Below are 14346 nucleotides of genomic sequence, written 5' to 3'. Positions count from 1 at the left end.
CAATGGAGATCCACTCACGACGATATGCCCTAGATCAACGTGCTCGACGGTGCGGTGGCGGCGCGGGCGGTGGTGACCAGGCGGTCGGTCTCGGCGATCAGGTCCTCGTTGTCCGGCGCGGTGCCGGGGTCGAGGCGGACGGTCCAGGTCAGACCGTCCACCCCGGCCACCCGCCGGGCCGCGACCCGGGCCGCGCCGCCGGGCACCGGATGGTGCTCCGTGTACGCGACCGAGCGGGTCACCCGGGCCCGCACCTGGTGCGGCAGCTCACCCGGGTCGAGCAGCAGGTAGGTCTCGGCCGGGCCGTCGACGACCACCGTGTAGCCGTCGCGTTCGGCGAGGGTCTCGGCGGGCGTCACGGTCAGCTCCCGGCCGGACCAGACCGCCTTGAGGATGGCGTGCCAGCCGAGCCGGTGCCCCCGGCCGGGCAGCCACAACCCGAGGTTGCTGGCCACCACCACCCCGTCGCCCTCGCCGTTGCCCGCCGCCGCCCAGGCCAGCACCCGCTCGTCGGCGGTCAGCGGCGGCCGATCGGCCGGCGGCAGCTTCGGCTTGCGGCTGAACAGTCCCATCTAGAGGCCTCCCGCAGCCTGCTCGCGCAGCGCCCGGGCGTGCTGCTCCAGGGACAGCAGCTCACCGAACGCGGCGAAGTACTCGTCCTTGTTGTTGACCGGGTTGATCCGCTGGATGCGTGACTTGAGGTCCCGGACCCGGGCGGTCACCGACCCGAACTGCACCCGGGCCATGGTGATCGACACGTAGCGCGGGTCCGGTTCGCCGTCGATCCGCAGTGGTTCGACGGCCAACTCACCGACCAGCGCCGCGGCCGCCAGGTCCTCGCAGGCGTCGCGGACCGACTCGATCCAGACCGCGCCGCCGGTCGCCGACGCGGCACCACCGGCCGCCGCGATGGCCGTTCGCACCGCGACGTGCACCGGGTGGCGGTATTCGGTGGCCTCGACCGCGTCGAACATCGGCCCGGCCAGCACCGGCTGCTGGAGGGCGAGCTTCAACGCCTCCCGCTCGACCATCGACTGCGGGCTGTCCACCGCCGGCTCGGAGCGGGCCGGGACGGGGCGGGCCGGGACGGGGCGGGCCGGGGATGCGGCGTCCCGGGCGGCGGGCGGCGGGGCGGACGCGGCGGCGAGCACCGCCCGCTGCACCGGCTCGATCTCCATGCCGAGGTCCATGGCGAGTTTGCGGACGTACTCCGGGCGCTTCTCCCGGTCCTTGAGCTGCGCGACCAGTGGCGCGGCCCTTCGCATCGCCTCGACCCGGCCGTCGACGGTGTCCAGGTCGTACCGGCTGATCACGTGCCGCAGCGCGAAGTCGACCAGCGGCTCGCGCCGGGCAACCAGGTCGCGGACCGCCAGGTCGCCCTTGGCCAGCCGCAGGTCGCACGGGTCCATGTTGTCCGGGCTGACCGCGATGAACGTCCGGCCCACGAACCGTTGGTCGTCGGAGAAGGCGCGCAGCGCCGCCTTCTGCCCGGCGGCATCGCCGTCGAAGGTGAAGATGATCTCCCCGGCCACCGAGTCGGTGTCCAGCAGGAGCCGGCGCAGCACCCCGATGTGGTCCGCGCCGAACGCGGTGCCGCAGGTCGCCACCGCCGTGGTCACGCCGGCCAGGTGGCAGGCCATCACGTCGGTGTAACCCTCGACGATCACCGCCCGACCCTGCTTGGCGATCTCCCGCTTGGCCTGGTCGATGCCGTAGAGCACGTGCGACTTCTTGTAGATCGGCGTCTCGGGGGTGTTCAGGTACTTCGGGCCGTCGTCGTCATCGAAGAGCTTGCGCGCGCCGAAGCCGATCACGTCACCGGCGAGGTCGCGGATCGGCCAGAGCAGCCGGCGGCGGAACCGGTCGATCAGGGTGCCGGAGCGGGACTCCCTGGACAATCCGGCGGTGACCAGCTCCTGGTGGCTGAAACCCTGTTGGCGAAGGTGTTTGGTGAGCAGGTCCCAGCCCTCCGGCGCGAAGCCGCAGCCGTAGCGCTCGGCGGCGGCCCGGTCGAAACCGCGCTGGGCCAGGAACTCCCGCGCCGGCCGGGCGCCGGCGGTGCTGAGCTGCGCCCGGTAGAACTCGACCGCGGCGGCGTGCGCGGCCACCAGGCGCTGGCGCTGGCCCTGCTGCGGGCGGGGGCGCGGGGTGCCCTTGTCGTCCTCCACGTAGCGCAGCTGGATGCCGGCGCGGCCAGCCAGCCGCTCGACGGACTCGACGAAGCTGAGGTGCTCGGCGTCCATCAGGAACTTGATCGCGTCGCCGCCGGCCCCGCAGCCGAAGCAGTACCAGACGTTGCGGGCCGGGGAGACGTTGAACGACGCGCTCTTCTCGTCGTGGAACGGGCACAGGCCCTTGAGATTGCCGCCGCCGGCGGACTTCAGGGTGACCGTCTCGGAGATCACATCCCCGATCGAGGTGCGTTCCCGGACCAGTGCGATGTCCTCGTCCCGGATCCGCCCAGCCATGCGTCACCCCCTCGCCGTACATCCTGCCCTGCCGCACCGACGACGCGCCGGCCGGGGGACGCCGGTGTGGCGGCGGCCGCTGCCGGCTGTTCCTGATCGCCGCGGCGATCGTCGGGTACGCCGTGCTGCTCAACCGGCGACTCACCGCGGTCCGCGAGGAGTGCGACCGCCGGTCCGGTGGCTGACCGTGCTCAGGCGGCCGGGGCCTCCTCGGCAGCCACCTGCCGGTTCCAGTCGGCCTTGGTCGAGCGCCAGCCCTCATCGTCCATGCCGCGCCGCCAGTAGCCGGAGATGGAGAGCCGGTCGGCGGGCACCCCACGCTCGGCGCGCAGCAGCCGGCGCAGCTCCCGGACGAAGGTCGCCTCGCCGTGGACGAAGGCGTGCACCTGTCCCGGCGGGAACTCCAGCTCCCGTACCGCATCCACCAGCGCGGCGCCCACCGGGCGCTCGCCGCGGTGCAGCCAGGTGAGCTGGACCGCGCCCGGGCTGAGCAGTTTCTGCTCCTCCGCCGGGTCGGCGATCTCCACGAAGACGTGGGCCGGTGCGCCCAGCGGCAGCCGTTCCAGGGCGGCGCCGATCGCCGGCAGCGCGCTCTCGTCGCCGACCAGCAGGTGCCAGTCCGCGTCCGGGCTCGGGGCGTACGCCCCACCCGGGCCGACGAAGTGCACCGGATCGCCCGGACGCAGCGCGGCGGCCCACGGCCCGGCCAGCCCCTCGTCACCGTGGTGCACCACGTCGACGGTCAACTCCTCGGCGAGCGGGTCCCAGCGCCGCACGGTGTACGCCCGCAGCCGGGGCCACTGCTCCCGGGGCAGGTCCCGGCGGATCGCGGCGAGGTCCAGCGGCTCCGGGTACGCGACGCCGGGCGGCGGGAACACCACCTTGATGTAATGGTCGGTGAACTCGCCCACCGGCAGGGCGGCCAGCCCGTCCCCGCCGAGGACGAGCCGGATGAGGTGCGGTGTGGGCCGCTCGGTGCGCAGCACCCGGACCGAGGTGACGTTCCTGGGGCGTTCCGTCATGCCACTTAGGCTAGCCTAATCTTTGCCGTCCCCCGTCGGCGGTGCGTTGCCGCCGACCAGACGGGTGTGCCAGGTCACCGCCGCCGGGTCGGTGAGCGAGGCGACCTGGTCGATCACGACCCGCAGCCGGGCGGCGTCGTCCGGCGCGGTCCGCCACAGCGGGGCGAAGACCGGATCGAGCCCGTCCGGCGCCCGCCGGACCAGCGCGGCCACCAGCTCGGCCAGCATCGTCCGCTGCCGCTCGTAGCGGCCCCGGAAGCCGGGGCGACGCATCACGTAGCGCAGCGCGATGCCCTTGAGCAGGGCGCAGTGGGCCCGGACCAGGCGCGGCACCACCAGGTCGGCCGCGTAGCGGCGGTGCGGGCCGGGGCCGAACCGCTCCTCGGTGGCGGCCACCGCCGCGGAGACGAACCGACCGGTCAGTCCGCTGGTGGTGGACTTCAACGCGGCCTGCGCACGGTGGCTGCCGTCGTACCCGGCGAGCGGGGCCAGCAGCGGGTCCGCCAGCAGCTCGACCAGCACCTCGGCCAGGTCGGCCGGGGACTCCCCGGAGTAGGTGGCCGCCACGTCGGCGCAGAGGGCGGCCCGCTCGTCGGCGTCGGCGAGCAGCGGGCGCAGCGACACGTACCCGCCGTGGATGCCGTCCTCCACGTCGTGCACCGAGTACGCGACGTCGTCGGCCCAGTCCATCACCTGCGCCTCCAGGCAACGCCGGTCGCCGGGCGCGCCGGCCCGGATCCAGTCGAAGACCGGCACGTCGTCGGCGTACACCCCGAACTTCCGCTGGCCGGGCCGGCGCGGCCAGGGGTACTTGCCGATGGCGTCGAGCGACGCGCGGGTCAGGTTCAGCCCGGCGGACGAGCCGTCCGGGGCGAGCACCTTCGCCTCCAGCCGGGTCAGCACCCGCAGCGTCTGCGCGTTGCCCTCGAAGCCGCCGCAGGGCGTGGCGAGCAGGTCCAGCGCCGCCTCGCCGTTGTGCCCGAACGGCGGGTGCCCGAGGTCGTGGGCGAGCCCGGCGACGTCCACCACGTCAGGGTCGCAGCCCAGCCGGGCGCCCATTTCCCGGGCGATCTGGGCGACCTCCAGCGAGTGGGTCAGCCGGGTGCGCAGGAAGTCGTCGGTGCCGGCGGTGTGCACCTGCGTCTTGGTGGCCAGCCGCCGGAACGCCGCGGAGTGCAGCACCCGGGCGCGGTCGCGCTCGTACGGTGACCGGCGGTGGCCGGTGTCCTTGGGGGCCTCCTCGACCAGCCGGGCATCCGCCGCGGCGGACGGTGCGGTCAACCGGTCACTCCTCGCGCTCGCAGAGCTGCCCCTTGCTCGCGACTGCGGGGCTCGCAAACCCGGCTCACTCCTCGCGCTCGCAGAGCTGCCCCTTGCTCGCGACTGCGGGGCTCGCAAACCCGGCTCACTCCTCGCGCTCGCGAAGCACGCAGAACTCGTTGCCCTCCGGGTCGGCCAGCACCGTCCACTCCACGTCGCCCTGGTCGATGTCGACGTGCCGGGCACCCATGTCGACCAGCCGCTCGACCTCGGCCTCCTGGTCGGCGGGCCGTAGGTCGAGGTGCAGCCGGTTCTTCCGCTCCTTGCCCTCGGCCACCGGCACGAAGACCAGGCCGGGGAGCCGATCGGCGGACTGGCGGATCTCCACCTCGTCCGGCTTCTCGGTGATGAGCTGGTAGCCGAGCGCCTCAGCCCACCAGCGGGCCAGTCGGGCCGGATCGCGGGCGTCGACGGTCAGGCTCTCCCAGACGCTGCTCATGCAGTCACCCTTTCCCTCGACGGCGTGCGCAATCGGCGGTGTACGAGCCAGCCAAGATTACGCCCGCCGGAGCCGCCCGGCCTGCCCGCGACGCCTCGCCGGAAGGTCCACAACCGCCGACTGGCCGGGAGTTGTCAGCCGATCGCCGAGGGTTACGGGCTCGCGGGCGGAGGTGGCCACCGGTAGCGTTCCCAGCGCGGAACGTGACCAACCGATCGCACTCAGGGGCCCGACCGGTAGGGAGAGACGCTCGTGGACGCAGACATGGTGGTCGGCACGGAGCTACGCGGGTTGCGTAGGCGCCGCCCCGACATCGCGGGGATCGTGCTGGCCGGCACCGACGGGCTGCTCATCTCCAGCGACCTGCCCAGCACCGATGCCACCCACCTCGCCGCACTCGCCGCGGCGAGCTTCGGTCTGGGTCATCGGGTGGCCGACACGGTCCGGCGGGGCGACTTCCGGGAGTCGGTGGTGCGCACCACCGCCGGCTGCGTGGTCACCTACCCGGCCGGGCGCACGGGCCTGCTGACCCTGGTCACCGTCGCGACGGCGGACGCGCTGGAGGGGCTGCACGAGGAGGCCCGGGCGGTGGCCCGCCGGGCCGGCTCGGTCCTGGACAACCGGGGCGGCAGGGCACCTGCCTCGGCCGTGCCGGACGCGCACGCCCCGCTTGCCGTGCGTACGCCGATGGCCACCCTGCCGGCGCAGCTGCGCCGCGCGGCGCGGCCCACCTGGCGTCGCCCGCCGATCTGACCGCCTGCGCCGGCGGCTGTCCGAGCCGCCGGTCTCCACCACCGCCCGGCCGGCCTCCAGCCGGGCCACGGGCACCCGGAACGGCGAGCAGGAGACGTAGTCCAGGCCGACCTCGTGGAAGAAGTGCACCGAGTCGGGGTCGCCGCCGTGCTCACCGCAGACACCGAGCTTCAGCCCGGGCCGGGCGGCCCGGCCCTCCTCGGCGGCGATCCGCACCAGCCGGCCGACGCCGTCGCGGTCGATCGACTCGAACGGCGAGATGCCGAAGATGCCCAGCTCCAGGTAGCGCCAGAAGAACGCGCCCTCCACGTCGTCGCGGGAGAACCCCCAACCCATCTGGGTGAGGTCGTTGGTGCCGAAGGAGAAGAACTCGGCCGCCTCGGCGATCTGACCGGCGGTCAGCGCCGCCCGGGGCACCTCGATCATGGTGCCGATCAGCACCTCGACCCCGCTGTCCCCGACCACCTCGGCGATGATCTTTTCGGCCTCGGCACGGACCGTCTCCAGCTCCTGCACAGCACCGACCAGCGGCACCATGATCTCCGGCTTGGCGACCCGCCCACTGCGCGCGCAGGTGACGGCCGCCTCGGCGATGGCCCGGACCTGCATCGCGAACAGGCCGGGGATGACCAGGCCGAGGCGGACGCCCCGCAGCCCGAGCATCGGGTTCTCCTCGTGCATCCGCCGGACGGCGGCGAGCAGCGCCTCCTCCTTGGCCACGTCCTCGCCGCGCTCCTGGGCGACTGCCACGTTCACCGCGAGCTGCTCCAGCGGAGGCAGGAACTCGTGCAGCGGTGGGTCGATCAGCCGGACGGTGACCGGCAGGCCGTCCATCTCGCGGAAGATCTCCTCGAAGTCGGCCCGCTGCAACGGCAGCAGCGCCGCCAGCGCCGCCTCCCGCTCGCCCTCGGCTCGGGCCAGGATCAGCCGCTCGACCAGCTCGCGCCGTTCGCCGAGGAACATGTGCTCGGTGCGGCACAGCCCGATGCCCTCGGCGCCGAAGCGCCGGGCACGGGCGGCGTCCGCGCCGGTGTCGGCGTTCGTGCGGACCGCGAGCCGCCGCTTGCCGTCGGCGTGCGTCATGATCCGGTGTACGGCCCGGACCAGCGCGTTGTCGATGTGCTCCGGGTCGAGACTGCCCTCGAAGTACTGCACCACCTCCGACGGCATGACCGGCACCTCGCCCAGGTAGACCTTGCCGGTGGTGCCGTCGATGGAGATCACGTCGTTCTCGGCGACCGTCTCACCGCCTACGGTGAACCGTCTGGCCGGCACGTTCACGTCGATCTCGTCGGCGCCGGACACGCAGGTCTTGCCCATCCCCCGGGCCACCACGGCGGCGTGGCTGGTCTTGCCTCCGCGCGAGGTGAGAATGCCCTTGGCGGCGATCATGCCGTTCAGGTCGTCCGGGTTGGTCTCCCGGCGGACCAGGATCACCGACTCGCCCTCGGCCGCCAGCTCGACGGCCCGGGCGGAGGTGAAGACCACCTTGCCCGACGCCGCGCCCGGCGAGGCGCCGATGCCCTTGGCGACCGGCTGGAACTCGTGGTCGAGCTGGAAGCGGGGAAACATCAGCTGGGCCAACTGCGCGCCGTTGACCCGGTGCAGCGCCTCGTCCAGGTCGATCAGGCCCTCGTCGACGAGCTGCCCGGCGATGACGAACGCGGCGGCGGCGGTGCGCTTGCCGACCCGGGTCTGCAACATCCACAGCTTGCCGCGCTCGATGGTGAACTCGATGTCGCAGAGGTCCCGGTAGTGCTCCTCCAGCCGGGCCATGAAGGAGAGAAGCTGGTCGTAGGACGTCTTGTCCAACTGCTCCAGCTGCTGCAACGGCACCGTGTTGCGGATGCCGGCGACCACGTCCTCGCCCTGGGCGTTGGCCAGGTAGTCGCCGTAGATGCCCTGGGCGCCGCTGGCCGGGTCGCGGGTGAACGCGACACCGGTACCGGAATCGGGGCCGAGGTTGCCGAAGACCATGGTCACCACGTTGACCGCGGTGCCGAGGTCGGCCGGGATCCGCTCCTGGCGGCGGTAGAGCACCGCGCGCTCGGCGTTCCACGACTCGAAGACCGCGCGGATGGCCAGGTCGAGCTGTTCGCGCGGCTGCTGCGGGAACTCCCGACCCGTGTGCTTGAGGAAGATCTTCTTGTACGCGTCGACCAGCCCGCGCAGGTCGTCGGCGTCCAGGTCCAGGTCGTTGTGGGTGCCCTTGGCACGCTTGACGTCGTCGAGGGCGTGCTCGAACTCCTCGCCCGGCACCTCGCAGACGGTCTTGCCGAACATCTGGATGAGACGCCGGTAGGAGTCCCAGGCGAAGCGGTCGTTCCGCCCGGCCTGCGCGGAGAGCCCGACCACGCTCTGGTCGTTGAGGCCGACGTTGAGGACGGTCTCCATCATGCCGGGCATGGAGAACTTGGCACCGGAGCGGACGGAGACCAGCAGCGGGTCCTGCGGGTCACCGAGGCGCTTGCCCATCGCGCGCTCCAGCGACTCCAGGTGCGCCTCGATCTGGCCGGCGAGCCCGTCCGGCTCCCGGCCGGTCGCCAGGTACGCCTGGCAGGCCTCGGTGGTGATGGTGAAGCCGGGCGGAACGGGCAGACCGAGGTTGGTCATCTCGGCGAGGTTGGCGCCCTTGCCGCCGAGCAGGTCCTTGAGGTCCTTGTTGCCCTCGGTGAAGTCGTAGACGTATTTGTGATCGACGGTCTCTTGCGCTGCCACCAGAGCCTCCCACGCGCGCCGGATTGACACTTAACGAAGGTTCAGTTTCCTCATACCCCGGGACGGACCACCGGTAATCCCGGGGTCGACGCCGATCGGTGGGCGAAGGTTAAGCGAACATCGAGTGACCTGGGACCGTTCGGTGACAATAGGCACAGCTACCACGACTATCCGTGTTCGTACCGGTTTTTGGGAACGCTTCCATGCGCACGATCACGCATCCCGGCCTGTCGCCGTACCCTTGACGGCAACACCAGCCGGTGAACCTCACTTTTGCCATAACCGACGCGAATACACCCCCCGGAGCCGCCGCCGTGTCGACCATCCCCTCCCCCGGACCCACCGCCACCCCCGGCGGGTCCGGTGCCACCGGCTCGCTGCCGCTGTCGGCACCCGAGCCGGACGCGGCCACCCTGGCCCGGTCGGCCGAACAGGCCGCCGCCGAGCTGCTCGCCCCGCCGGCCCCGGTCCGGCTGGCCGACGTCGTGCCCGCCCCGCAGCAGGTCGAGCCGGACCCGGCCGAGGACTGGCTGCTGCCGCCCGACGCCGTCATCGTGGCCAGTGCCGACCCCGCCGCGCTGACGGTCGCCGCGCAACTCGCCGAGCTGCTGCGACCGGCCACCGGTTACCCGCTGCCGGTCACCGACACCACCCGACCGGCATCGGCCGGTGGCATCGCGCTCGTGCTGGACGACGACGACAGCCTGGGCACGGAGGGATACCGGCTCGCCGTGACCCGCGACGGCGTCACCATCACCGCGGTCACCAGCAGCGGCCTCTTCCACGGCGCGCAGACCCTGCGCCAGCTGCTACCACCGGCCATCGAGAGCCCGGTCCCGGTCACCGAAAGGTGGGCGCTGCCCGGCGGGACCATCACCGACGCGCCCCGGTTCCCGTACCGGGGCGCGATGCTCGATGTGGCACGGCACTTCTTCGCCGTCGAGGACGTGCTGCGCGTCGTCGACCACCTGGCCCGCTACAAGCTCAACCACCTGCACCTGCACCTGACCGACGACCAGGGCTGGCGGATCGCCGTCGACTCCTGGCCGAGGTTGACCACCGTCGGCGGGGCGACCGAGGTCGGCGGTGGCCCCAGCGGGCACTACACGAAGGCCGACTACCAGCGGATCGTCTCCTACGCCGCCGCCCGCCACGTCACCGTCGTCCCGGAGATCGACCTCCCCGGGCACACCAACTCGGCGCTGGTCGCGTACCCCGAGCTGGCGCCGGACAAGGTCGCGCCACCGCCGTACACCGGCACCGAGGTCGGCTTCAGCTACGTCGACCCCACCGACGAGCGGACGTACGACTTCATCGCCGACGTCTTGGGTGAGGTGGCCGCGCTCACCCCCGGGCCGTGGCTGCACATCGGCGGCGATGAGGCGTTCAAGGTCAAGGGCGAGGTCTACACCGGTTTCATCGAGCGGACGCAGCGGATCGTCGCCGACACCGGCAAGACCGTGGTCGGCTGGCACCAGCTCGCGCCGGCCGCGCACCTCGACGGGCGAGTCCTCCAGTGGTGGGGCACGAACGGCGAAGACCCGGCCACCCTCGACGCCGTACGCCGGGGCGCCCGGCTGATCCTCTCCCCCGGCAACCACGCCTATCTGGACATGAAGTACGACCCGGACACCCCGGTCGGGCAGGACTGGGCCGGCCTCATCGACGTGCGCCGGGCGTACGACTGGGATCCCGGGTCACACGTGACGGGCGTGCCCGACACGGCGGTGCTCGGTGTGGAGGCGCCGCTCTGGACCGAATCGGTCACCTCGCTGGCCGAGATCGAGTTCATGCTGATGCCCCGGCTGCCCGCCATCGCCGAGCTGGGTTGGTCGGCCCGGGCGACGCACGACTGGGTCGGGTTCCGCGACCGGCTGGCCGGGCACGGCGCGCGCTGGGCCGCCGCCGGAATCACCTTCCACCGCGCGCCCGAGGTCCCCTGGGCCGCCGAGCGCACCGGGGCCACCCAGCCGAACCGCCCGCACCTCCCGACCCAGACCGGCCCGGAGACCGACCCCGTCCCACTCACCGGCACGCCCTGACCGCCCCGCCGTCCGCTCTCCCGTCCGCTGCCCTGCACGGGAGACCGGGGTGCGGCACGGGGGACCGGGGTGCGGCCTCGAGCCTCGTCGAGGCGACGTCGTTGAAGGTGCGCCCCGCGACACCGCCGGGTGGTCGCGGGGTGGGTGCGCGGAACGGGTTCGTCGGCCTGCGACACGTGGGCGTCCCGTCCCGTTTGCCACCGCGCGTCCCGTGGCCGGGGCCACCCGCACCGTGGAATCGGGGCCCGGCCCGCGTCGTTACACATGGCAGACCACCGCGGCCCCGGGCCGGTGCGGCAGCCGGCGGGAACACCCACCAGGCCGCCACGGTTACACCCCCCGGACACCCGAGCAGGCCCCCGAGCCGCAGGGCAGATCCCCTTCGAACTTCCCCGTGCGGCGCACGCCCCCTTGTGTGCCGCACGCACCCCCGACCAGAGGAGCACGCCATCATGCGTACCGATCTGATCCGCAAGACCGCTCTGACCGCCGCCGGGCTCGCGTTCGCCGGCGGTGCCATCGCCGGCCCCATCACCCTCGCCTACGCCGCGTCGGACGCCAAGCCGGTCACCCAGACCCAGACCGACCGCAAGGGCCACGGCGACCGCGAGCTGAACGTCCGCTACGAGGCCCAGCCCAACTTCTACTACTGCGGCCCGGCCGCCACGCGTAACGCCCTGTCCGTGCAGGGCAAGAACATCGACGTGGACGCCATGGCCAAGGAGATGGGCACCACCGAGGCCGGCACCGACTCGATCAACGACATCACCCCGGTGCTGAACAAGGAGACCGGCAAGAACGCGTACCGCAGCGTCGAGATCAGCAGCTCCAGCGCTGATGACAAGCAGACCGACAAGCTGCGCGCCGACATCGTGCACACCGTGGACGAGGGCCGCGCTGTGGTCGCGAACATCGCCGGCACCACCACCGACGTGGATGGCGCCGTCCACTCCTTCGAGGGTGGCCACTACATCAGCGTCGTGGGCTACCGCGACGGCGGCGAGACGGTGAAGATCGCCGACTCCGCCGACCCGAACATGGCCTCGTACTGGATCAGCGTGGACAACCTGGCCGACTGGATCGCCACCCGCGGTTACTCGGCCTCCTGACCCGGCGACACAACGCGAAGGGCCGGCCCCACCAGGGGGCGGCCCTTTCGTCGTCGTCCGGATCAGCCACCCGAGTCGTCCAGCTCCGCGTCCTCGGGGACGACGTCGTCGTCCCGGCTCGCGAGCCAACCGTCGGGCAGGAAGACCTTGCCCGGGGAGTTCGTCCGGCCGCGCGGCTGGCCGAGGGCGGCCACCGGGAACGGCTCCGTCGGGTCGAGCTTGCCGAGCAGGTCGTCGAGCTGGGCCAGACTCTCGATCATCGCCAGCGAACGGCGCAGCTCGCCGCCGACCGGAAAGCCCTTGAGATACCAGGCGACGTGCTTGCGGAAGTCGGTGCACCCGTCCCGCTCACCCCGGGCCGGGTTGCGCGCCCCCGCGACGAACTGGTCGACCAGCAGCTCAGCGTGCCGGCGCATGGTCACCGCCACCTCGCCGAGGGTGGGCAGCCGCCGCTCCGGGCGACCGTTGAAGGCGGCCTCCAGGTCGGCGAAGAGCCACGGCCGGCCCAGGCAGCCACGCCCGATGACCACGCCGTCGACCCCGGTGTGTGCGACCATCCGTAGCGCGTCGTCGGCCTCCCAGATGTCGCCGTTGCCGAGCACCGGCACGTCGAGAGCCCGCTTCAAGGTGGCGATCGCGTCCCAGTCGGCGGTGCCCGAGTAGCGCTGCCCGGCCGTCCGCCCGTGCAGGGCCACCGCGGCGACCCCGGCGTCCTGGACGGCGAGCCCGGCCTCGACGTACGTCAGGTGGTCGTCGTCGATGCCCTTGCGCATCTTCACGGTGACCGGCACCCCGGACGGTGCCGCGGCGTCCACCGCGGCCTTCACCAGCCGGGCGAAGAGGCGGCGCCGCCACGGCAACGCCGCGCCGCCACCCCGGCGGGTCACCTTGGGCACCGGGCAACCGAAGTTGAGGTCGATGTGATCGGCCAGGTCGCGCTCGACCACGATCCGTACCGCGGCGGCGGTGATCTCCGGATCGGTGCCGTAGAGCTGGAGGCTCCGCGGCTGCTCGTCCGCGCCGAACGCGATCATGCGCAGCGTCTTCGGGTTCCGCTCGACCAGCGCCCGAGTGGTGATCATCTCGCAGACGTAGATGCCGCCGCCCTGCTCCCGGCAGAGCCGCCGGAACCCGACGTTCGTGATCCCGGCCATCGGCGCGAGCACGACCGGCGGCCACACCTGATACCGCCCGAGGGTCAACGGGCGCAGCACAGGAACGGTCGAGGCAGTCACCGGCCAAGTGTAAGGAAGGGCCCCTGCTTAACGCCTCGTGCATAGGAAGGGCCCCCTGTTAACACGACGCATATCACATGAGCTGGGCGTCGAAACGGTTCTCCACAACGGGCGGGATATCCACAGCGGGGACGGGCCGGGCGGGACAAAGCCCCACTCCGCTGGCCATGCTGCGGCCCATGCGCGAACATCCACCCGAGCTGGCTGCGGTGGTCGAACGCCAGCAGCACATCGCCACCCGCGCCCAACTGCTGGAGGCCGGCTACGACGACATGTACCTGTACCGCCAGGCCCGGCGCGGCCTGTGGCAACGCGTCCTGCCAGCGACGTACGCCCTGGTCACCGGGGTGCTGACCGACGAGCAACGACGGATCTCCGCAGCGCTCTACGCCGGACCGCAGGCCCAGCTCACCGGCCTGGCGGCGCTGACCTGGTACGGCTTCCGGCAGATTCCGCGCAGCACCGACGTACACCTGGTGGTGCCGCACCACGCGCGGCGCCGTTCGGCCGGGTTTGCCCTGGTCCGGCGTGCCCTGAGCCTGGACGCCCGGGCCCGATCGGCCGCGATCTACCCGGTGTGCTCGCCGGCCCGGGCGGTGGTGGACGCGGCCCGCGACCTGCGGCAACCGCGTCCGGTGCGGGCCATCGTCGCCGAGTCCGTGCAGCGCGGGTTCACCGACCTCGCCGCGCTGGACGAGGAGATCCGCCGGGCGCGGCGCAGTCGCACGGCACTGATCAGGATGGCGTACGCGGAGGTGGTTGCCGGGACCCGATCGGCGCCGGAGGCGGAGCTGCGGGAGTGCCTGGCGGGCAGCCCGGTGCTGCCGGAGATCCGGTGGAATCCGCGCCTACGCAGCGCGGACGGGGTGGCGCTGCCGACGCCGGACGGGTATCTCACCGACTCGGCGGTGGCGCTGGAGGTCGACTCGCAGGAGTACCACTTCAGTCCGAGCGACTGGGCACGAACGTTGGATCGGCACAACGAGTTGAGCCGGCACGGCGTCATGGTCCTGCACGTCACACCGGCGCAGCTCCGGCATCACCCGGACCGGATCCGGCGGACCGTCGAGGACGCGTACGAGTCGCGGCGGGGGCTCGGCGCCACCCTCCTGGTACGGGTCGACCCGTCCGACTCGCCCCCGCCGGCTCCGCACCCGTGATCGCGTACGTGCTCGCCGCTCGGGTGTGTGGTGTTAAGAAGGGGCCCCTCCTCTACCGGAGGCGTTAAGAAGGGCCCTTC

General features: G+C 72.4%; 9 protein-coding genes and 2 pseudogenes. 4 read left to right on the top strand and 7 right to left on the bottom strand.

The features are described 5' to 3' along the window. Positions 1 to 29: 29 nt before the first annotated feature. The 5 genes from KBX63_RS17925 to KBX63_RS17905 all read right to left on the bottom strand — a co-directional run bounded on the left by KBX63_RS17925 (position 30) and on the right by KBX63_RS17905 (position 5249). Complete coding sequence (locus KBX63_RS17925) at positions 30 to 572, bottom strand: hypothetical protein (RefSeq protein WP_210912367.1); 543 nt, start codon at positions 570 to 572, stop codon at positions 30 to 32. Next, complete coding sequence (gene dnaG, locus KBX63_RS17920; RefSeq protein ID WP_210912366.1) at positions 573 to 2468, bottom strand: DNA primase; 1896 nt, start codon at positions 2466 to 2468, stop codon at positions 573 to 575. A 191-nt stretch (positions 2469 to 2659) separates the two neighbouring features. Next, positions 2660 to 3490 carry a siderophore-interacting protein gene (locus KBX63_RS17915; protein WP_210912365.1) on the bottom strand — a complete coding sequence of 277 codons (831 nt, stop codon included), beginning with the start codon at positions 3488 to 3490 and terminating at the stop codon, positions 2660 to 2662. Between the two features lie 15 nt (positions 3491 to 3505). Beyond that, positions 3506 to 4771, bottom strand: a complete 1266-nt coding sequence (locus KBX63_RS17910; RefSeq protein WP_210912364.1) for a deoxyguanosinetriphosphate triphosphohydrolase — start codon at positions 4769 to 4771, stop codon at positions 3506 to 3508. A gap of 124 nt (positions 4772 to 4895) precedes the next feature. Then, entirely contained in the window at positions 4896 to 5249 is a 354-nt protein-coding gene (locus tag KBX63_RS17905; RefSeq protein WP_210912363.1) for a VOC family protein, read from the bottom strand. 264 nt (positions 5250 to 5513) lie between these two features. Between KBX63_RS17905 and KBX63_RS17900 the strand changes: the two genes are divergently transcribed. After that, positions 5514 to 6002 carry a roadblock/LC7 domain-containing protein gene (locus tag KBX63_RS17900; protein ID WP_247662616.1) on the top strand — a complete coding sequence of 163 codons (489 nt, stop codon included), beginning with the start codon at positions 5514 to 5516 and terminating at the stop codon, positions 6000 to 6002. A 12-nt stretch (positions 6003 to 6014) separates the two neighbouring features. On the opposite strand, the pseudogene ppdK reads toward KBX63_RS17900, so the two are convergent. Then, positions 6015 to 8720: pseudogene (gene ppdK / locus KBX63_RS17895) on the bottom strand (pyruvate, phosphate dikinase); the annotation flags it as partial. A gap of 260 nt (positions 8721 to 8980) precedes the next feature. Between ppdK and KBX63_RS17890 the strand changes: the two are divergent. Beyond that, positions 8981 to 10721: pseudogene (locus tag KBX63_RS17890) on the top strand (family 20 glycosylhydrolase); the annotation flags it as partial. A 493-nt stretch (positions 10722 to 11214) separates the two neighbouring features. Continuing rightward, positions 11215 to 11871 (top strand): C39 family peptidase, encoded by a 657-nt coding sequence (locus KBX63_RS17885; RefSeq protein WP_210912361.1) that lies wholly within the window; start codon positions 11215 to 11217, stop codon positions 11869 to 11871. 62 nt (positions 11872 to 11933) lie between these two features. On the opposite strand, the gene dusB is transcribed toward KBX63_RS17885, so the two are convergent. Beyond that, positions 11934 to 13106: a tRNA dihydrouridine synthase DusB gene (gene dusB, locus KBX63_RS17880; protein WP_210912360.1), complete on the bottom strand. Its 1173-nt coding sequence runs from the start codon at positions 13104 to 13106 to the stop codon at positions 11934 to 11936. A gap of 179 nt (positions 13107 to 13285) precedes the next feature. Between dusB and KBX63_RS17875 the strand changes: the two genes are divergently transcribed. Further along, positions 13286 to 14266, top strand: a complete 981-nt coding sequence (locus KBX63_RS17875; RefSeq protein WP_210912359.1) for a type IV toxin-antitoxin system AbiEi family antitoxin domain-containing protein — start codon at positions 13286 to 13288, stop codon at positions 14264 to 14266. Positions 14267 to 14346: the final 80 nt, after the last annotated feature.

The organism is Micromonospora sp. U21 (assembly GCF_018070045.1).
Lineage (GTDB): Bacteria > Actinomycetota > Actinomycetes > Mycobacteriales > Micromonosporaceae > Micromonospora.
This window is presented reverse-complemented; position numbering and strand designations above follow the sequence as displayed.